At 64.8% G+C, this 19,925-nt stretch carries 16 protein-coding genes; 7 read left to right on the top strand and 9 right to left on the bottom strand.

All coding sequences use genetic code 11. From position 1 onward, the window contains the following. Positions 1-122 precede the first annotated feature (122 nt). The 4 genes from KVT37_RS07605 to KVT37_RS07590 all read left to right on the top strand — a co-directional run bounded on the left by KVT37_RS07605 (position 123) and on the right by KVT37_RS07590 (position 5,651). The gene (locus KVT37_RS07605; protein WP_217571269.1) at positions 123-1,169 is read left to right on the top strand and encodes a GTP-binding protein; all 1,047 of its coding nucleotides are present in this window, start codon (positions 123-125) and stop codon (positions 1,167-1,169) included. Positions 1,170-1,698: 529 nt separating this feature from the next. Next, a complete protein-coding gene (locus KVT37_RS07600) occupies positions 1,699-2,673 on the top strand; it encodes a WD40 repeat domain-containing protein (protein ID WP_217571267.1) in 975 nt (324 codons plus the stop codon). 180 nt (positions 2,674-2,853) lie between these two features. Continuing rightward, positions 2,854-4,233 carry an aspartate aminotransferase family protein gene (locus tag KVT37_RS07595; RefSeq protein ID WP_217571265.1) on the top strand — a complete coding sequence of 460 codons (1,380 nt, stop codon included), beginning with the start codon at positions 2,854-2,856 and terminating at the stop codon, positions 4,231-4,233. A gap of 11 nt (positions 4,234-4,244) precedes the next feature. After that, positions 4,245-5,651 (top strand): glutamine synthetase family protein, encoded by a 1,407-nt coding sequence (locus KVT37_RS07590; protein ID WP_217571850.1) that lies wholly within the window; start codon positions 4,245-4,247, stop codon positions 5,649-5,651. 273 nt (positions 5,652-5,924) lie between these two features. On the opposite strand, the gene KVT37_RS07585 is transcribed toward KVT37_RS07590, so the two are convergent. The 4 genes from KVT37_RS07585 to KVT37_RS07570 form a co-directional block, all read right to left on the bottom strand. Then, positions 5,925-7,184 carry a glycerate kinase gene (locus KVT37_RS07585; RefSeq protein WP_217571263.1) on the bottom strand — a complete coding sequence of 420 codons (1,260 nt, stop codon included), beginning with the start codon at positions 7,182-7,184 and terminating at the stop codon, positions 5,925-5,927. Further along, on the bottom strand, positions 7,181-7,684 hold the full coding sequence (locus KVT37_RS07580) for a heme-degrading domain-containing protein (RefSeq protein WP_217571260.1): 504 nt from the start codon (positions 7,682-7,684) through the stop codon (positions 7,181-7,183). Before KVT37_RS07580 ends, KVT37_RS07585 begins: the two co-directional genes overlap by 4 nt. A 75-nt stretch (positions 7,685-7,759) precedes the next feature. Further along, positions 7,760-9,073: a guanine deaminase gene (gene guaD / locus KVT37_RS07575; RefSeq protein WP_217571258.1), complete on the bottom strand. Its 1,314-nt coding sequence runs from the start codon at positions 9,071-9,073 to the stop codon at positions 7,760-7,762. 2 nt (positions 9,074-9,075) lie between these two features. Then, positions 9,076-10,302 carry a urate hydroxylase PuuD gene (locus KVT37_RS07570; protein ID WP_217571256.1) on the bottom strand — a complete coding sequence of 409 codons (1,227 nt, stop codon included), beginning with the start codon at positions 10,300-10,302 and terminating at the stop codon, positions 9,076-9,078. A gap of 144 nt (positions 10,303-10,446) precedes the next feature. Between KVT37_RS07570 and KVT37_RS07565 the strand changes: the two genes are divergently transcribed. The 3 genes from KVT37_RS07565 (at position 10,447) to KVT37_RS07555 (ending at position 13,691) form a co-directional block, all read left to right on the top strand. After that, complete coding sequence (locus tag KVT37_RS07565) at positions 10,447-11,367, top strand: LysR family transcriptional regulator (protein WP_217571254.1); 921 nt, start codon at positions 10,447-10,449, stop codon at positions 11,365-11,367. Positions 11,368-11,472: 105 nt separating this feature from the next. Beyond that, positions 11,473-12,444 carry an LLM class flavin-dependent oxidoreductase gene (locus KVT37_RS07560; protein ID WP_217571252.1) on the top strand — a complete coding sequence of 324 codons (972 nt, stop codon included), beginning with the start codon at positions 11,473-11,475 and terminating at the stop codon, positions 12,442-12,444. Continuing rightward, a complete protein-coding gene (locus tag KVT37_RS07555; protein ID WP_217571250.1) occupies positions 12,441-13,691 on the top strand; it encodes an LLM class flavin-dependent oxidoreductase in 1,251 nt (416 codons plus the stop codon). The genes KVT37_RS07560 and KVT37_RS07555 overlap by 4 nt, the downstream gene beginning before the upstream one ends. On the opposite strand, the gene KVT37_RS07550 is transcribed toward KVT37_RS07555, so the two are convergent. From KVT37_RS07550 to uraH, 5 genes are all read right to left on the bottom strand, one after another. Then, positions 13,688-14,536 carry a PhzF family phenazine biosynthesis protein gene (locus KVT37_RS07550; protein ID WP_217571248.1) on the bottom strand — a complete coding sequence of 283 codons (849 nt, stop codon included), beginning with the start codon at positions 14,534-14,536 and terminating at the stop codon, positions 13,688-13,690. The genes KVT37_RS07555 and KVT37_RS07550 overlap by 4 nt on opposite strands. Positions 14,537-14,691: 155 nt before the next feature. Beyond that, a complete protein-coding gene (xdhC, locus tag KVT37_RS07545; RefSeq protein ID WP_217571246.1) occupies positions 14,692-15,588 on the bottom strand; it encodes a xanthine dehydrogenase accessory protein XdhC in 897 nt (298 codons plus the stop codon). Between the two features lie 62 nt (positions 15,589-15,650). Beyond that, entirely contained in the window at positions 15,651-17,999 is a 2,349-nt protein-coding gene (xdhB, locus tag KVT37_RS07540; RefSeq protein ID WP_217571245.1) for a xanthine dehydrogenase molybdopterin binding subunit, read from the bottom strand. Continuing rightward, positions 17,999-19,480, bottom strand: a complete 1,482-nt coding sequence (gene xdhA / locus KVT37_RS07535) for a xanthine dehydrogenase small subunit (protein WP_217571243.1) — start codon at positions 19,478-19,480, stop codon at positions 17,999-18,001. Before xdhA ends, xdhB begins: the two co-directional genes overlap by 1 nt. 3 nt (positions 19,481-19,483) lie before the next feature. Then, positions 19,484-19,858, bottom strand: a complete 375-nt coding sequence (gene uraH, locus KVT37_RS07530; protein WP_217571240.1) for a hydroxyisourate hydrolase — start codon at positions 19,856-19,858, stop codon at positions 19,484-19,486. Positions 19,859-19,925 lie beyond the last annotated feature (67 nt).

The raw sequence follows: 19,925 nt of genomic DNA, 5'->3' as shown, positions 1-19,925 counted from the left end.
ACAATTTCCCCGCCCGGTGAGCACCGGAAAGGGCTGTCGGCTGGCCCAGCGGTTTGCGACGTGCAAAAGCCGCCGCGCCATCCTATATGAGGCCGACAAATCCAAGATTTTCGAGGCAAGCCATGAGCGATGCACAGACGCAAATCCCCGTAACCGTTCTCACCGGCTATCTCGGCGCGGGCAAGACGACGCTGCTCAACCGCATCCTGTCGGAGAACCACGGCAAGCGTTACGCCGTCATCGTCAACGAGTTCGGCGAGATCGGCATCGACAACGACCTGATCGTCGAATCCGACGAGGAAATCTACGAGATGAACAATGGCTGCGTGTGCTGCACGGTGCGCGGCGACCTGATCCGCGTCGTCGAGGGCCTGATGAAGCGGCCCGGTCGCTTCGACGCCATCGTCGTCGAGACCACGGGCCTCGCCGACCCGGTACCGGTGGCGCAGACCTTCTTCATGGATGACGACGTGCGCACCAAGACCAAGCTGGACGCGGTAGTGGCGCTGGTCGACGCCAAGCACCTGCCGCTGCGGCTCAAGGACTCCAAGGAGGCCGAGGACCAGATCGCCTTCGCCGACGTGGTGGTGCTGAACAAGACCGATCTTGTCACGCCGGAAGAGCTCGAAAAGGTCGAGGCTACGGTCCGCGCCATTAACCCGGCGGCAAAAATCCATCGCACGCAGCGTTCCGGGGTGGCGCTCGACGAAGTGCTCGACCGCGGCGCCTTCGACCTATCGCGCGCGCTGGAGAACGATCCGCATTTCCTCGAGGCGCATGACCACGACCATGATCATCACGATCATGATCACGACCATCACGATCATGACGGGCACGATCATCATCACGACCATGCTTCCGACATCCATGACGTGACGGTGAAGTCGGTGTCGCTGCGCGGCGGCGAGATGGACCCGAAGAAGTTCTTCCCCTGGATCGAGAAGGTGACCCAGATGGAAGGGCCGAACATATTGCGACTGAAGGGCATCATCGCGCTGAAGGGCGACGAGGATCGCTATGTGCTGCAGGGCGTGCACATGATCCTCGAGGGCGACCATCAGCGCGCCTGGAAGGACGGCGAAAAGCATGAGAGCCGGCTGGTCTTCATCGGCCGCGATCTCGACGGCGACAAGCTCAGGAAGAGTTTCGAGGCCTGCCAGGCGGCCTAACCATTGGCTAAGGACAGAGATGTCGAAACTCACCGACAAAAAGACAGGGCATAGGCCGCAGATTTCGATCAATGCGACCGAAGTCGTGAGAATATCTGCTCCCGATTTCGCACTTATCCTGGATTTGCTGGAGCACCCCCCAAAGCCGAATGCGAAGATGCTTAGGGCGATCGAAGCGTTGCCAAATACTCTGTAGCCACAATTCGACGCCAATGCATAGTAGCCTCCAATGGCCGGCGCCGCCCCTCATCCGCCTGCCGGCACCTTCTCCCCGTATAGTGACGGGGAGAAGGCGACTGGCCGCAGCGCCGACGCTATTCTGCAGCGCTGGCGATTGGCGAAACCATCCGCGACAGCTGTCTTTCTCCCTGTCACTATACGGGGAGAAATGTCCGGCAGGACAATGAGGGGCAGCGCTGACCTTGGCCATTGATATCAACAATTGCCTAGCTTTGGTGCCTCTCATGGTTGCCGGACGTGCGAACGTCGAGTAAGCCGCCCTCTGCACTTTCATTGACTAAAGATAATCATGCCCACAGTTGCCCCCCTTGATCTCGAAGGCCATTGCGTCGCCGCCGTGTTCCTGAACGACGTGCCGCATTTCGCTTTGGCCGACGGCGCGATCCATCGCCTGGATAATGGGCAAAAAACGGTGCAGGCCAATGACGGCCTGCTTGCTGCTTTCCACGATGCGGCCAACGACCGGTTGGTCACCGGCGGCGAGGACGGCAAGGTGTTTGCCATCAAGGCCGGCGGCGAGGTGAACGAACTGGCCAGCGCCGGCAAAAAGTGGGTCACCAGCGTCGCTGCCGGCCCGCAGGGGGCGATCGCCTATGCCTCCGGCAAGACCGCATTCGTGCGTTTTGCCGACGGCAGGGTGAAAGAGTTCGCCCATCCGCGCTCGGTGGAGGGGCTCGCCTTCTCTCCCAAGGGCATGCGTTTCGGCGTTGCCCGCTACAATGGGGCGACGCTGCATTTCCCGGCGGCCGAGGGCAAGCCCGTCGAGCTCGAATGGGCCGGCGCCCATACCGGCGTCACTTTCTCCCCGGACGGGGCTTTCCTCGTCACCACCATGCAGGAGAACGCGCTGCATGGCTGGAAGCTTGCCGACGGCAAGCACATGCGCATGTCAGGCTATCCCGGCAAGGTGAAAAGCCTGTCCTGGAGCGTGAAGGGCAAATGGCTGGCAAGCTCCGGCGCGCCGGCGGCGATCGTCTGGCCCTTCTCAGCCAAGGACGGCCCGATGGGCAAGGCGCCGCTGGAGCTCGGTACGCGCGGCAACATGATGGTGACATGCGTTGCCTGCCACCCCAGCCAGGACGTCGTGGCCATCGGCTATGAGGACGGTATGGTGATCGCAGCGCGCTTTGCCGACGCCAAGGAAGTGCTGCTGCGCCGCCCCGGCAAGGGCGCCATCACCGCCATGATGTGGGACAAGGAAGAGCGCCGCGTCGCCTTCGGCAGTGCCGCCGGCGATTGCGGCGTCATCGACATCACGGCGTAGGCAATAGGGAATAGGCAGTAGGCAATAGAAAGAGAGCGCCTACTGCCTACTGCCTACTGCCTACTGCCTACTGCCTACTGCCTACTGCCCTACTCCCTGATCCAACGCCCGCCCCGCCCGCGGCCAATTGCAGTTTTGCAAAGCCGTAGGCAGAGTGCCGCGCGAAACACAGGGGTTTTCATGCAGGCATCGGAATCACGGACTTCCATCGGCGGCATCGATATCGCCCGCATCGCCGAATTGCGCGATGCGGAGGCCACCGCTTTCCGAAAGGCGCGGCCGCAATCCGAGGCGAAGCTCGGCAACGGCATTGCCGGCTTCCTCGGCGGCGTGCCGATGCATTGGATGACCGACTGGCCGACGCCATTCCCGATCCTCGTCGACGGCGCCAAGGGCGCCACCATCACCGATATCGACGGCAACAAGCTCGACGATTTCTGCCTTGGCGACACCGGCTCGATGCTTGGCCATTCGCCGCCGGCGGTGGCGCGCGCCATCCGCCGCCAGGCGGCGCGCGGCCTGACCTACATGCTGCCCAGCGAGGATGCGCTGGCGATCGGCACGCTGCTGCAGCAGCGCTTCGGCCTGCCCTACTGGCAGATCGCCACCACCGCCACCGATGCCAACCGCTTCGCGCTGCGCGTCGCCCGCGCGGTGACGGGCCGTGAAAAAATCCTGGTCTTCAACGGCTGCTATCACGGCTCGGTCGACGAGACGATGGTGCGGCTGATCGACGGCAAGCCGGCGAACCGGCCGGGCCTGGCTGGCGAGTTTCGCGATCTCACGCGAGCGACCAGGATCGTCGAGTTCAACGACATTGGCGCGCTGGAGGCAACACTGGCCGACCGCGACGTCGCCTGCGTCATCACCGAACCGGTGCTGACCAATTCCTGCATGGTGCTGCCGGAGCCTGGCTTCCACGACGCGCTGCGGCGGCTGACCCGCACGGCCGGCACACTGCTTCTGATCGACGAGACGCACACCATTTCGACCGGTCCTGGCGGCTACACGCGCAAGCACGGGCTGGAGCCGGACCTGTTCGTGCTCGGCAAGCCGGTGGCGGGTGGCGTGCCGGCGAGCATCTGGGGGATGAGCGAGGAGGTCGCCACCCGCTACGGCGCCTACAACCGGACCAAGGAGCCCGGTTACTCCGGCATGGGCACGACGCTGTCGGCCAACCCGCTGCAATTCGCGGCGATGCGCGCCACGCTGGAAGAGGTCATGACGGAGGAGGCTTACGCGCATATGGACCGGCTGGCACGCCGGCTCGATGCCGGGTTGGCCGCTGTGATCAATCGAAACAAGCTGCCCTGGCATGTCGCGCGGGTCGGCGCGCGCGTCGAGTTCATCTGCGCGCCCGGGCCGCTGACGAATGGCGGCGAGGCCGAGAAGGCGCATGCGCCGGAGCTGGAAGCCGCCATCCATGTCGCGCTGGTCAATCGCGGCGTGCTGATCGCGCCGTTCCACAACATGATGCTGATCTCGCCGGCAACGACTTCCGCGCAGGTGAGCCGGCTGGTCGCCGCCTTCGCCGCGGTTGCGGCCAGGCTTACGGCATGAGAAAAGCGGCGATGGACAATCCGAACGCCGTAACAACTTCGCCTTCCGGCTCGACGCCCGCCGAGGCGAAGGCCTTTCTCGATGCGCATCCCGAGATCGAGGCGTTCGACATCGTGCTGACCGACGCCAACGGCATCGGCCGCGGCAAGATCGTTCGCCGGCACGAGCTGATGGGCATTTTCGAGAACGGCCGGCATCTGCCGATCTCGATCCTCGGCCTCGACATCACCGGCGAGGACGTGCACGAGACCGGGCTGGTGTGGGACACCGGCGACGGCGATTTGCGGGCTTGGCCGATCCCCGGCACGCTGGTGCCGCTCTTCGGCACCAACCCGCCGCGCGGCCAGGTGCTGATGTCCATGCATCATCTCGACGGCCAGCCGATGACCTCTGACCCGCGGCTGGTGCTGGCAAGGCAGGTGGAGCTGCTGGCGGCGCGCGGCCTGCATCCGGCCGGAGCTTTCGAACTGGAATTTTTCCTGCTCGCCAATGAGCGCGATGCGGACGGCAAGGTACAGCCTGCCCGCGCGGTGCTCGACGGCCGCCGCTCGGCCAAGACCGAGGTCTATTCCGTCGACCACCTGCACGGCATGGAGCCGCTGTTTTCCGACGTCTATGCCGCGGCAAAGGCGCAGGGCATCCCGGCCGAAACCGTCATTTCGGAATACGCGCCCGGTCAGTACGAACTGACACTGAACTACCGCAAGGACGTGATGCGGGCGGCCGACGATCTCATCATGCTGAAGCGGCTGGTCAGGGCGCAGGCGCGGCGGCATGGCGTCACCGCCTGCTTCATGGCCAAGCCGATCGAGGCCTATGCCGGCTCGGGCATGCATTTCCACGTCTCGCTGCTGGACGATGCCGGCCGCAACGTCTTCACCGAGGCCACCGGCGAAAAATGGTCGCCGAGCCTGCTCGACGCGCTTGGCGGCCTGATCCACACCATGGCGGAATCGATGCTGGTGTTTGCGCCGCATGCCAACTCCTGGCGCCGTTTCGTCGCGCAATCCTACGCGCCGGTGGCGCCGACATGGGGCGTCAACAACCGTTCGGTGGCGCTGCGCGTGCCGGCGGGCGACGCCAGGAACCGCCGCATCGAGCATCGGCCGTCGGGCGTCGACGCCAACCCCTATCTGGTGGCGGCGACGGTGCTGGCCGGCATCGTCAAAGGCCTCGACGAAAAGCTGGACCCGGGGCCCGAGACAACGGGCAACGGCTACGAGCAGGCGACAGGAAAATCCAGCATGCCGGCCGACTGGCGCGCCGCGATCGAAGCCGCCAGGACCTCGGATTTCCTGAAATCGGCGCTCGGCGCCGACCTGCACCGCACCTTCGTGGCAATCAAGCAGGCGGAATATCTGCGGGTCGCGCGCACGGTGAGCGAGCTAGATTATCACCTCTATCTGCACGAGGTGTGAGGATCGGCGTTGCAAGGCGCCGCGATCTTGATCGATAGCGTGGCCTTGGAGATTAGCCGAAACGCCCATCAGGTCGTCATCCACGGGCGGAGCAAGGAGCGAAGCGACGCGCGCAGACCCGAGGATCCATGCCGGTACTTCGAGGTGTCGCAACGGTGCAGAATTCTGCTCCACTGCATTCCATGCCCGAGGTCACGGCATGGATTCCAGGGTCTCCGCGACGGAGCTTCGCTCCTGCTTCGCCCTGGAATGACGACGTCAGCGCTTATTGCGCTACCGAACCAGAATCGCCCTCAGATCATTCACATTCGTGCCGGTCGGACCCGGCACGAACAAATCCCCAACCGCATTGAAGGCCGTCCAGGCATTGTTGCCGGCGAGCATCGCCTTGGCGTCGACGCCCACCGCGCGCATGCGCGAGACCGTCGAGCCGTCGGCAAAAGCGCCGGCATTGTTCTCGGAACCGTCTATGCCGTCCGTGTCGGCGGCCAGAGCATGAATGCTGTCGACGCCATCGATGCCGAGCGCGAAGGCGAGCAGGAATTCGGAATTGCGGCCGCCCTTGCCTTTCGCCCGCAGCGTCACCGTCGTCTCGCCGCCGGAGAGGATCAGCACCGGCTTGGCGAAAGGCCGGCTGCGCGTCGCCACCTCGCGGGCGATCGCGGCGTGGACGCCGCCGACCTCGCGGGCCTCGCCCTCGATCGCGTCCGACAGGATCACCGCTTCGATGCCTTGCCGCCTGGCTTCGGCGGCCGCGGCCTCCAGCGAGACGCCGGCCGAGGCGGTCAGATGCACTTCATTGCCGGCGAAGCGCGGGTCGTCGGGGCGCGGCGCGTCGGCGGCCGGCGACTGGATATGCGCCATGACCGAGGCCGGCAGCTTCATGCCATAGACGGCGATCGAGGCCAGCGCGTCCGCGCGGCTGCCGATGTCGGGTACGGTCGGCCCGGAGGCGACCAGCGCCGGATTGTCGCCGGGGATGTCGGACACTACCAGCGACACCACGCGCGCCGGATGCGCCGCGGCGGCAAGGCGCCCGCCCTTGATGGTCGAGACATGTTTGCGGATGGTGTTCATCGCCGCGATCGGCGCGCCGGAGGCGAGCAGCGCCTCGTTGACGGCGATCTCGTCGGCTAAAGTCAGGCCAGCAGCCGGCGACGGCAACAGCGCCGAGCCGCCGCCGGAAATCAGCGCCACCACCAGATCGTCCGAGGTCAGACCCCGCACCTTCTCCAGCAGCCGGCGCGAGGCTTCGAGGCCGGCTGCATCCGGCACCGGATGCGCCGCCTCGATGATCTCGATGCGCTCGCATTTGGCGCCATAGCCGTAGCGGGTGACGACCAGGCCGTCGATCGGACCGTCCCAGACCTTTTCGAAGGCCGCCGCCATCTGCGCCGAGCCCTTGCCGGCGCCGATGACGATGGTGCGGCCCTTCGGCTTTGCCGGCAAATGATTTCGGATCGTCTTTTCCGGGTCGGCGGCCGCGACGGCAGCGTTGAAGATCGAGATGAGGAAGGTTTTCGGGTCGGTCATTTTTCTTCCGGCGGCAGCGCGAGCTCTTTTGCATCGATGCCGAGATGGGCGCAGAGGGCATCGACGACGACACCATGGTCCTCGCGCTCGGGCAGGCCCGAAACGGCGATGACGCCGATGACGCCGGCGCCCTTGACGGTAACCGGGAAGCCGCCACCGGCGAGCACATAGTCGGCGATGTCCAGGCCTTCACCGATTTTGAAGGTACGGTCGGGCCGCTGCTGCTCCAGCACCAGGCGATAGGTGCTTCTCAAATAGCGCCTTACGACATTGATCTTACGCCGCGCCCAGTCGGGATTGGAGGCGTTGGAGCCAGGCATCGCGGCATAGAAGAGCGGCCGGTCCCACAGCCTGATGTCGACGATAACGGGCAGGTTTTCCTTCAGCGCCCTGCTTCTGATCGCCGAGCCGATCTCGAAGGCCACGGCCTCGTCGAAGGTCAGGAAGATCAGCGTGGCTTCCTGTTTCTTGATCAGAGCGATGTCGTCGGCGGTGGCCATGGCGTTCCCCTGTCAAATGTCGACGCACGCTTTGGCCGATGGCTGACGCGGGGTCAAGCGAAGAGCGCGCTTAATCTATGCGACAATCGCGCTCTTCGCCGGCCGCCCCGCCACATAGACCTCGCGCACGGCGCGGTCGTCGCCCAGCGTCTGCAGCAGGAAGAGTTCTTCGGCAAGCGTCTCCACCGTCTCCATCCTCAGCCGCATTCCCGGTGTCGAACGGGCATCGAGCACGACGATGTCGGCGTCGGTGCCCTCGTCCAGCGTGCCGACCTTGTCGGCCACCGACAGCGCCTCGGCATTGCCGCGCGTCAATTGCCAGAAGGACTGGAACGGGTTGAGCTTCTCGCCGTTCAGCGCGATCACCTTGTAGCCCTCGTCCATGGTGCGCAACATCGAATAGTTGGTGCCGCCGCCGACATCGGTGGCGGCACCGATGCGCAGCGGCTTTTCGCGCCGGCGATAGCGCTGGTAGTCGAACAGGCCGGAGCCGAGGAAAAGGTTGGAGGTCGGGCAGAACACCGCCACCGAACCCGACTGCGACAGCGCGTCGGCCTCGCGCTCCGACAGATGGATGCAGTGGCCGAACAGGCTCTTTTTGCCGAGCAGGCCGTAATGCTCATAGACGTCGGTGTAGTCGCGCGACCAGGGATAGAGCTCCCGGGTGAAGGCGATTTCGGCGTGGTTCTCCGACAGATGCGTCTGCATGTGGAGATCGGGATGTTCGCGGCAGAGCGCGCCGGCCATCTCCATCTGCTCGGGCGTCGACGTGATCGCGAAGCGCGGCGTGACGGCATAGAGTTGGCGGCCCTTGCCGTGCCATTCGGCGATCAGCGCCTTGGTATCGTCATAGCCGGTCTGGGGCGTGTCGAGCACGCCGTCCGGCGCGTTGCGGTCCATCATCACCTTGCCGGCGATGTTGAGCATGTTGCGCTCATGCGACTCGGCGAAAAAGGCTTCGGCCGACGATCTGTGCACCGAACAATAGGCCGCGACCGTCGTCGTGCCGTGCCGCAGCATCTCATCGAGGAAAAGTCGCGCGATGCGGCGGCCGTGCTGCGCGTTCTGGAATTTCGACTCTTCCGGAAAGGTATATTTGTTCAGCCAGTCGAGCAGCTCGGCGCCGTAAGAGGCGATGATCTGCATCTGCGGCACATGGACATGCGCGTCGAGGAAGCCCGGCAGGATGAGATGCGGGCGATGGTCGATCGTCTCGACGCCCGCACGGGCCTTCTTTGCGACCTCGGCATAAGGGCCTGCAGCAATGATCTTGCCGTTGTCGATCAACAGCCCGCCATCCTCCTCGTAACGCCAGGCGGAATGTTCATCGACCGTTTCGGGCCAACGCAGGAAGGTGAGCGTGCGGCCGCGCAGTAGTTTCAATGTCATGCTTATTTTCCGGCGCCTTCAAACCAGGCGACCAGAAGGGCGCGTTCCTGGTCGGTGATCTGGGTGACGTTGGCGGGCGGCATGGCATGCGCCCGGCCGGCCTGGATGTAAATCTCGCGGGCATGTTCGGCAATGCGCTCGTCGGTATCGAGCAGCACGCCCTTCGGCGCATGGTAGATGCCTTCATAGGCCGGCTCTTCCGTATGGCACATGGAGCAGCGGCCAAGCACGGTGTCGCGCACCGCCGGGAAGTGCGCCGAAGCGATGTAGACCTGGGCGGCGGCGGAGGCGGCGGAAGTCTGCGGCTCGCCGGTCAGCACTTTCGGCACGGTCGACAGCCAGATGATGATCATGAACAGCACGGCAGCACCCAGCCAGGTCCAGGTCGGGTTGCCTTTCCTGGCATGCACGGTGTTGAAATAGTGCCGGATCAGCACGCCGATGATGAAGACCAGCGAAGCGATGACCCAGTTGAACTGCGTGCCGAACGCCAGCGGGTAGTGGTTCGACAACATCAGGAACAGGACCGGCAAGGTCAGGTAGTTGTTGTGCAGCGAGCGCTGCTTGGCGATCTTGCCGTATTTCGGGTCCGGCTTGCGGCCGGCGATCAGGTCGGCGACGACAATCTTCTGGTTGGGGATGATGACCATGAAGACATTGGCCGACATGATCGTGGCGGTGATGGCGCCGAGATGCAGGAAAGCTGCGCGGCCGGTGAACAGATGCGTCAGCCCCCAGGCGATGAAGACCAGCACGCCGTAGAGCACCAGCATCAGGCCGGTGTCGCTGTTGCCGAGCGGCGAGCGGCAGAGCAGGTCATAGACGATCCAGCCGACGCCGATCGTTGCCAGCGACATCAGGATGCCGACCGGCACCGAGACGTTGAGCACATTGGGATCGATGAGGAACAGGTTGGCGCCGCCATAATAGACGAGGCAGAGCATGGCGAAGCCCGACATCCAGGTGGCGTAGGATTCCCATTTGAACCAGGTCAAGTGCTCCGGCATTTCGGCCGGCGCCACCAGGTATTTCTGGATGTGGTAGAAGCCGCCGCCATGCACCTGCCATTCCTCGCCGAAGGCGCCGGCGGGCAGGCCGGGGCGCTGGCGCAGGCCGAGGTCGAGCGCGACGAAATAGAATGACGAGCCGATCCAGGCGATGCCGGTGATGACATGCAGCCAGCGGACGGCGAAGCTCAGCCAGTCCCAGAAAATCGCGAAATCCATCATTGTGTCGCCCCTGGGAGATCGTCCCTGCCGATGAGAGGACTTTACGGTCTGCCGCGCAAACGAAAAGAGGCGAGGTGCGCGATGACTTTCAAAAAAAAATGGAAAATAGTAGAGTTCCCCCACGCAGCTGCATGAGAGCCACGCATGGCCTATCTCGACAACATTGCCGTCTTCGTCCGCGTCGTGGAGCTCGGCAATCTGTCGGCGGCGGGCAGAGACATGCGCCTTTCGCCGGCGGTCGCCTCGAACCGCATCAAGGAACTTGAGAAACATCTCGGCGTACGGCTCTTCAACCGCACGACAAGGCAGCTGATGCCGACCGAGCATGGAACGGTGTTCTATACCGGCGCCAAGCAGGTTCTGGATGCGATCACCGAAGCGGAAGCCGCGGTAGCAGCACTTTCCGGCCAGCCGCGCGGCACCATCCGGGTGATGGCGCCGCTCGGCCTCGGCCGGCGGCTGATCGCCTCCGGCATCCCCGACTTCCACGACAAATATCCCGATATCGAGGTGCGGCTCAGGCTCTCCGACCACAATGTCGACATCATGAAGGAAGGCATCGACGTCGCCTTCCGGCTCGGCATCATCGAGGATTCCAGCCTGCGCATGCGCGGCGTCTTGGAATGCGAGCGCGTGCTGGTGGCGGCGCCGAAATATCTGGAGACGCGCGGCGAGCCCGCCGAACCGCAGGAACTGGTCGGCAAGAAACACGATTGCCTGATGCTGCGCTATGCCGGCACACGCGAGTTCGTGTGGACGCTGCAGACGCCGAGTGGCGTGCAGAAGTTCGAAGTGCACGGTCCCTATGACACCGATGACGGCGATGTGCTGACCGGCTGGGCGCTGTCGGGGCGCGGCATCATCAACAAGCCGCGTTTCGAGGTCGAGCCTTTCATCCGCGACCAGCGGCTGAAGGTGATCCTGGCCAAGACGCCGCCGACGCCGGTGCAGCTTGCCGCCGTCTATCCGCACAAGAAGCTGCAGGATCCCAAGGTGCGGCTGCTGCTCGACTTCATGGCCGAGCGCTGCCAGCGGCTGATCAAGGATGTTCTTGCGGGGAAGTAGCGCTGGCCGGCACGTGGCGGGCTCGTGGCCCATCCGGCCCGGTTGCCTTGCGCGAAAGCCAGCCTAGGTTGGTAGCGACATCGCCGGCAGCCGATTGGGCACTAAATGCATCTCGCCGTTTCGCTCGACATTGCTTCCGCCGCAGGGAAGACCAGCCTGACATTGGCCGAGATCGCCGGCTTCGTGCGAAAGTTGGAAACGGCCGGTGTCGACATGGTCGCCATTTCCGACTCATGGCCAAACGGCGCGCCGTCGACCAGCCCGTTCGAAGCGACCACGCTCGTCGCCGCGCTGGCGACATTCACCGAGAAGATCGGCCTCGTCGCCAGCGCCTCTACGCTCATGCATCAGCCCTACAATCTGGCGCGCCGTTTTGCCTCGCTCGACATCATTAGCCATGGCCGAATCGGCTGGAACGCGACGCTGAGGCAGAACCCGCGCGAGGCGGCTAATTTCAGCCGTCCGGAAGGTTTTTCCGACGATGATTTTCGTCGTCGCGCCAGAGAGTTCATCAACATCGTACGGCTCTTGTGGGTCGGCTGGGGGCGTGGCGCGCTGCTGTTCGACAAGGCAGCGGGCCGCTTCCACGATCCGGACAAGATGCACCCGCTGAACCACATCGGCGAATTCTTCTCGGTACGCGGGCCGCTCAATGTCGCACGGTCACCGCAGGACAGGCCGGTGCTAATCATGTCCGGCCCGGCGGAGGCTGATTTTGATCTCGCAAGCGGCGCCGCCGACGTTGTCCTGATCGAGGGACAGCCGTCTGAGGCCTTGAAAGTTGCCGTTGGCGAACTGAAGCGCCGAGCTGCCGCTATCGGCCGCAAGCCGGAAACAGTGAAGGTACTGGCAACGATGGTCCTGACATCCGAACCGGATGCCGACAGTCTCCAAGCTTTGTTAGAATCGAGTGGCTGTGACGGCTTCAATTTTGTTTTGCCGGCTGATGCCCCGGGACTTCAGAGTTTTACCGACCGCGTTCTGCCGGAGCTCCGACGCCGTGGTATCGCCGGCCAGGGCCAGCAGGGCGCGACGCTGCGCGACCATCTCGGACTCGGCACGGGAGGCGAACAATGAGCGCGCGCCAGATGAAGCTCGGCCTGTTCCTGTGGGCGACCGGCCACCACATCGCTGCCTGGCGCCACCCTGACGCGCATGTGACGGCCGGCATCGACATCGATCACTACATCGCGCTGGCCCGCACGGCGGAAGCCGCGAAGTTGGATATGATCTTCTGCGAGGACGCAGCCGGCCTGCGCGAGGCCAATGTCAACATCGCCAGCCAGACCTCGCGCTCGATCGGCTTCGAGCCGATCAGCCTGCTGTCGGCGCTTGCCGCGCAGACCGAACGGATCGGCCTCGTGTCGACGGCATCGACCAGCTACAACGAGCCCTATGGGCTGGCGCGGACCTTCGCCTCGCTCGACAATCTGAGCGGCGGGCGGGCCGGCTGGAATCTGGTGACATCGGCGAGCCCCATCGAAGCGGCGAATTTCGGCGCGACGGGCCTGCGGCCGCATGCCGATCGCTATGCGCGGGCGCGCGAGTTCGCCACGGTGATCACCGGCCTATGGAACCGGCGCGTCGCCGGCCATGACGGCGAGAGCTTTTCGGTGCGCGATCCGCTCGACATACCGCCCTCGCCGCAGGGCGCGCCGGTGATGGTGCAGGCGGGCGCCTCCGACGACGGCAAGGATCTTGCCGCCCGAACCGCCGACGTGGTGTTCTCGGCCGCGCAGACTTTCGAGGAAGCCAAGGCCTTTTATGACGACCTCAAGGGGCGGCTCGCCGCCTACGGACGCCAGCCGGACGATGTGAAGATCATGCCCGGCGTGGCGCCGATCGTGGCGGCGACGAAAGCCGAGGCGCAGGCCAAATACGATGCGCTGCAGGAATTGATCCCCGACGATGTCGGCGTGGCGCTGCTTTCCAGCTATCTCAGCATCTCGGATCTCGGGCGCTACCCGATCGACGGGCCGCTGCCCGAACTGCCGGAAAGTGAAGGCATGAAAAGCCGGCAGGCGCTGGTCATCGAGCAGGCGCGCCGCGACGGCCTCTCGATCCGCGAGCTGGCCCGCTATTTTGCCGGGGCGCGCGGCCATTGGCGGATCGTCGGCACGGCCGAGCAGATCGCCGATGAATTGCAGGCGCGTTTCGAAGGCGGCGCGGCCGACGGTTTCAACGTCATGCCGTCCTGGTTCCCAGGCGAGCTCGACGCCTTCGCGACGCTGGTGGTGCCGGAACTGCAGCGGCGCGGCCTGTTCCGAAAGGACTACGAGGGTCGGACGCTGCGCGAGCATCTCGGCCTGAAGCGGCCGGTTTAAGCCGCTTCGGCCCGCGCATCCATCAGCCGGGCTGTTCCGGACACCCGGATCGAGCTGCCCGGCGTCGGCGGAATATCGGCATGCAGGCGCGAGCGCATCCCCATGTCCTCGCCCTGGACGATGTCGATCGCGCCACCATGCGGCCAGCCGAGATCACGCAGATAGCCGGCAAAGGCAGCGGTCGCCGCTCCCGTCGCCGGATCCTCGTAGACGCCTCCGGAAGCGAATGGATTGCGGGTGTGGAAGCGGCGCGGTGTCTCGGCATAGGCGAGCAGGATCGTGACCAGGCCTTCGCGCCGCATGAAAGCCTGACCCTGCTTCAGGTCATAAGCCATGGCGGCCAACGCTTCGCGTGACTTCAGCGCCAATACGAGGTGATCGGCGCCGCCATGGATCAGCGCCGGCGGAATTGCCGGATCGAGATCGCCCGGTTGGTAGCCGAACAGCGCCAATGCCTCGCCGGCCAGTTCCGACGAAGCCGGCTCGCTGCGCGTCGGCGGCGACTGCAGGGCAGCAGAGACGTTGGCGCCGTCGCAGAAACCTTCGACGGTAATGTTCGCCTGGTTGAGGGTCAGCGCGAAGACCCCGTTGCCGAACTTCCTGACCAGCGCCGCGCCCAGCGCGATGGTGGCGTGGCCGCAGAACGGCACTTCCGATTCCGGCGAAAAGTAGCGGACGCGCCAGCCGTCGCCGGCGGGCGCCGCGAAGGCTGTTTCCGAAAAGCCGACCTCGGCCGCGACGCGCTGCATGTCAGCCGCATCGGGCAAGGCCTCGCCGATCACCACGCCGGCGGGATTGCCGCCTCTGCTCCCGTCTGAAAATGCCGCTATGCGCAATACGTCCATGTCGTTCACCCGTGTTCACCGCTTATGTTCGTCAGGCGCGCAGAAAACACGGTTCGAGCGCGTTTGAGAAACGAAGAAAGCGACGAGCAGCTGTGAGCGGCGGTCATATCTCGAGGCAGCTTTGTTGATGTCCCAGGAACCGCGGCGGCCGGCCTTCAGCCGACCATCACCTTTTTGGATGTGCTCGAAATCGGCGCCTGGGCGGCGTGAGACACCAGCGCCGTCATGATCTCGGCGGCGGCGAGCGCGGCGATCACCTGCGGGCGCTTGTCCTTCACGGCGCTGCCGCCGATCGGCGAGACGAGCCGAGCGAACTGTGCTTCGCTGCCCTCGGCCGACCTCAGGAACCAGCTCCTGAAGGTGGCTTTCTTGGTTTTGGAGCCGATCATGCCGACATAAGCGGTATCGTCTCGCTTCAGCGCCTCGGCGACGATCAGGAAATCCAGCGCATGGTCGTGAGTGAGGATGGCGAAGGCCGATCCGGCCGGCGCTTCGCGCACCACGGCCTCGGGCATTGGTGTCAGCCGCGTCTCGACCGTGTCCGGCATGCCTTCCAGCGCATCGGCGCGCGTTTCGACCACGACGGCGTGGATCGGCAGGAGCGCCAGCGACGCGGCCAGCGCCTGGCCGACATGGCCGCCGCCGAAGACATAGACATGCGGCAGATGCGCCTCTTCCGATTGAGCGTTGGCGATCAGCTGCTGTTCCAGCGAACCATCGACGAGGCGGATCAGCACCTCGACGCGGCCGCCGCAGCATTGGCCGATCTCCGGCCCGAGCGGAACGTCGAGCGTGGCGCAGACCTCGTCGACCTCGATGCGCGCTTCTCTCCCCTTGGAGGGAGATGAGGGGCGCAGCATCTGCCGCGCCTTGTCGATCGCCATGTATTCGAGCTGGCCGCCGCCGATGGTCCCGAAAATCGCCGATGCCGAGACAAGCATGAAGGCGCCGGCCTCGCGCGGCGTCGAGCCCTTCGTGGCCGCGACCTCGACGAGCGCGACGCGGTCGGCTTGACCGAGGAACGCCTTCAGGCTTTGCACTTTCGAGTTCATCGTCTGCATTTCCATCCTGGAAATATAGCGTTTTGCGCCTCGATTTGCACGTTTAGGCAGATTCAGGCCGGCTTTACCGCTTCCCGCTTCAACCGCTCGATCGCCATCAGCACCCGCTCCGGCGTCGCCGGCGCGTCGAGGCGCGGGCAGATCTTGTGATCCGCGACGCTCGCGACCGCATCGGAGAGCGCATGCAGAACCGACATGCCGAGCGGGAAAGGCGGTTCGCCGACGGCCTTGGAGCGATGCACGGTCGGCTCGTTGGCTTCGGACCAGTCGGCCAGCGTGACGTTGAAGACTTTTGGACGGTCGGAGGCGAGCGGGATCTTGTAGGTCGACGGCGCATGGGTGCGCAGCCGGCCCTTGTCGTCCCACCACAATTCCTCGGTGGTCAGCCAGCCCATGCCCTGGATGAAGCCGCCCTCGACCTGGCCGAGGTCGATGGCGCGGTTCAGCGAGCGGCCGGTTTCATGCACGATGTCGGTGCGCTCGACAACATATTCGCCGGTCAGCGTGTCGACCGAGACCTCCGAGCAGGAGGCGCCGTAGGCGAAATAGTAGAAGGGACGACCCTCGCCCTTGTCACGGTTCCAGTGGATTTTCGGCGTCTTGTAGAAGCCGGCCGCCGAGAGCTGGATGCGGGCCATATAGGCCTGCTTGACCAGGTCGCCGAAGGGTATCTCCTGGTTGCCGATGCGCACCCGGTTGGGCAGGAACAGCACCTGGTCGCGCGGAACCTGGTATTTTTCCGAGGCGAAATTGGTCAGCCGGTCCTTGATCTGGCGCGCCGCGTTCTGCGCCGCCATGCCGTTGAGGTCCGAGCCCGAGGATGCCGCGGTGGCCGAGGTGTTCGGCACCTTGCCGGTGGTCGTCGCGGTGATCTTCACCTGGTCGAGGTCGATCTGGAATTCTTCCGCCACCACCTGCGCCACCTTGAGATAGAGCCCCTGCCCCATCTCGGTGCCGCCATGGTTCAGGTGCACCGAACCGTCGGTATAGACATGCACCAGCGCGCCGGCCTGGTTGTAGTGCGTGGCGGTGAAGGAGATGCCGAACTTGACCGGCGTCAGCGCCAGTCCGCGCTTTATGAAGCGGCTGTTGTTGTTGAAGGCGCTGATCTCGCGGCGGCGCCGCGCATAGTTCGAACTCACCTCCAGCTCGGCGATGATGCGCTGGATGACATTGTCCTCGACCGTCTGGTGGTAGGGCGTGATGTTGCGGTCGGTGGTTCCATAAAAGTTCTTCTTGCGGATTTCGAGCGGGTCCTTGCCGAGGGCAAAGGCCACCTCGTCGATGACGCGCTCGGCGCCGACCATGCCTTGCGGACCGCCGAAGCCGCGGAAGGCGGTGTTGGAGACCGTGTTGGTGTAGAGCGGCGCCGACTGGGCGTGCACCGCCGGCCAGAAATAGGTGTTGTCGCAGTGGAACAGCGCGCGGTCGGTGACCGGGCCGGAGAGGTCCGACGAAAAGCCGCAGCGCGCGGCGAACATGAAGTCGACGCCGAGGATGTTGCCGTCGTCGTCGAAGCCGACCTCGTAGTCGATCAGGAAATCGTGCCGCTTGCCGGTCGCGGTCATGTCGTCGTCGCGGTCGGGCCGGATCTTGACCGCGCGATGATGCCGCTTGGCGGCGATGGCGGCAAGCGCCGCGAACTGGTTGCCCTGCGTTTCCTTGCCGCCGAAGCCGCCGCCCATGCGGCGGATTTCCACCGTGATGGCGTTGCTCGGGATGCCCAGCGCATGGCTCACCATATGCTGGACTTCGCTCGGATGCTGGGTCGAGGAATAGATGGTGACGTCCTGGTCCTCGCCGGGCACGGCCATGGCGATGTGGCCTTCGAGATAGAAGTGCTCCTGGCCGCCGAGGCGCATCTTGCCCTTGAGCTTGCGGGGGGCCGTCTTGATCGCAGTCGCTGCGTCGCCTCGCCTCAACGTCAGCGGCGGCGTAACAAGCTTGTCCTTGCGCGGGTCGAGCGCGCCGATGTCGGTGACGAAGGGCAACTGCTTGTATTCGACCTTGGCCAGCCTGGTGGCGCGGCGGGCCTGTTCGCGTGTCTCGGCGATAACGCAGAAGATCGGCTGGCCGTAGAACTCGACCTTGCCGTCTGCGAGCACCGGCTCGTCATGGCGGCCGGTGGGCGAAATATCGTTCTCACCCGGCACGTCCTTTGCCGTCAGCACGTCGACGACGCCGGGAGCGGCACGCACCGCCGCGAGGTCCATCTTCGTGATCGTCGCATGCGTCGCGGCGGACAGGCCAAGGCAGCCATGCAGCGTGCCGGCCGGCTCCGGCATGTCGTCGATATAGACCGCCGTGCCGCTGACATGCTTGTGCGCGGAATCGTGGCGCTGGTCGCTGGCGACGCCGCCGGAGATCTTCTGCGCCTTGAGGTTGGGGACATGCTTGGTCATCAGGCAGCCTCGTAGCGGGAGACCTGGAACGGCGCTTTGGTGCCGGTGGTCTCGACAAAGAAGCGCAGCAAGAGGTTCCTCGCCGCCAACGCCCGGTATTCGGCGCTTGCCCGCATATCGGTGAGCGGCGTGAAATCGCTGGCGTATTCGGCCATCGCGACCTCCACCGTCGCTTCGTTCCAGGCCTTGCCGATCAGCGCCTTCTCGACCGCCGCAGCGCGCTTCGGCGTTGCCGCCATGCCGCCATAGGCGATGCGGATGTCGGCCACGGTGCCGTCCTTGGCCAGGATCAGATAGAAGGCGCCGAGGGCGGCGGTGATGTCCTCGTCGCGGCGCTTGGTGACCTTGTAGACGGCAAACTTTTCGCCCTTTGCCGGCACCGGAACATGCACCGCCTCGACGAACTCGCCGGGCTGACGGTCCTGCTTGCCATAAGCGACGAAGAAGGTTTCGAGCGGGATCGTGCGGCGCTTCTTGCCTTTGCGAAGGGTGAGTTGCGCGCCGAGCGCGATCAGCGGCGGCGGTGTGTCGCCGATCGGCGAGCCGTTGGCGATGTTGCCGCCGATCGTGCCCATGTTGCGTACCTGCTCGCCGCCGATGCGGTCGACCAGCGGGCCCAGGGCCGGGATGCGTTTCGACAGGGTCTCGAACGCTTCGGTGTAGGTGATGCCGGCACCGATGGTGATGACGCCGTCCTTCTCCGACATCGTGCGCAGGCCGTCGAGGCCGCCGATGAAGATCGCCGGCGAGATGTCGCGCATGTGCTTGGTGACCCAAAGGCCGACATCGGTCGAGCCGGCAACGATGGTGGCGCCCGGCTCTTTCTCGAGCACGGCCGCGAAATCGTCGACGCTGGCCGGCACGATCAGCCGCGCCTTGCCGGAGCCGATCTCGACCCTGGCGCCGTCGCGCAATGCCCTTAGCCGCGCGGTGATGTCCTTGCGCTCCACCGCCAAGGGATCCTTGGCCGCCTTGCCATAGCTCGAAATGGCGTGCGCGGCGCGCATGATCGCCTCATAGCCGGTGCAGCGGCAGAGATTGCCCTGCAGCGCCTTTTCGATCGCCGCGTTCGACGGATCGGGCGTCCTCATCCACAGCCCGTAAAGCGACATGATGAAGCCCGGCGTACAGAAGCCGCATTGCGAGCCATGGAAATCGACCATCGCCTGCTGCACCGGATGCAGCTTTTCGCCATTGCCGCGCAGATGTTCCACAGTCACAACATGGGTGCCGTCGAGCGAACCCATGAAACGGATGCAGGCGTTGACGCTTTCGTAGACCAGGCCTTCGGCGGAGAGCTTGCCGACCAGCACCGTGCAGGCGCCGCAGTCGCCCTCGGCGCAGCCTTCCTTGGTGCCGCGCAGCGAACGGTTGAGCCGCAGCCAGTCGAGCAGCGTCGCGTCGGGTGCAACGTCACGGAGCGCGACGTCGGCGCCGTTCAGGATGAAACGGATCTCGTTGCGGATCTTGGTGTCGGCCATGTCTCAGCTCCCCCGATAGGTCGAGTAGCCATAAGGCGAAATCAAGAGCGGCACATGGTAATGCCGCTGCTCCGCCATGCCGAAGCGGATCGGCACGATATCGAGGAAGGCAGGCTCTGGCAGCCTGGTGCCTTGACCGCGCAGATAGTCGCCGGCAGCGAAGACCAGCTCATACTCGCCGGTGCGAAAATCGGCGCCGGCCAAGAGCGGCGCATCGCAGCGACCGTCATCATTTGTGGTCACCGTCTTGATATGTGTCCGGGCCTCGCGCTCGATGCGGAACAGCTCGATCGACAGGCCCTTTGCCGGCCGACCGGTCGCGGTGTCGAGCACATGGGTCGTCAGGCGCCCGCCATCGGCTTTCGACGTTTCTGCCACTGGCCGCCTCCCGTGTCGGTACAGTTCAACGTTTTCAAGTCAATTGTGCGCCAATTAAAGGCGATGC

Origin of the sequence: Mesorhizobium sp. GbtcB19 (assembly GCF_019091085.1) — a bacterium.
Taxonomy (GTDB): domain Bacteria; phylum Pseudomonadota; class Alphaproteobacteria; order Rhizobiales; family Rhizobiaceae; genus Mesorhizobium.
This window is presented reverse-complemented; position numbering and strand designations above follow the sequence as displayed.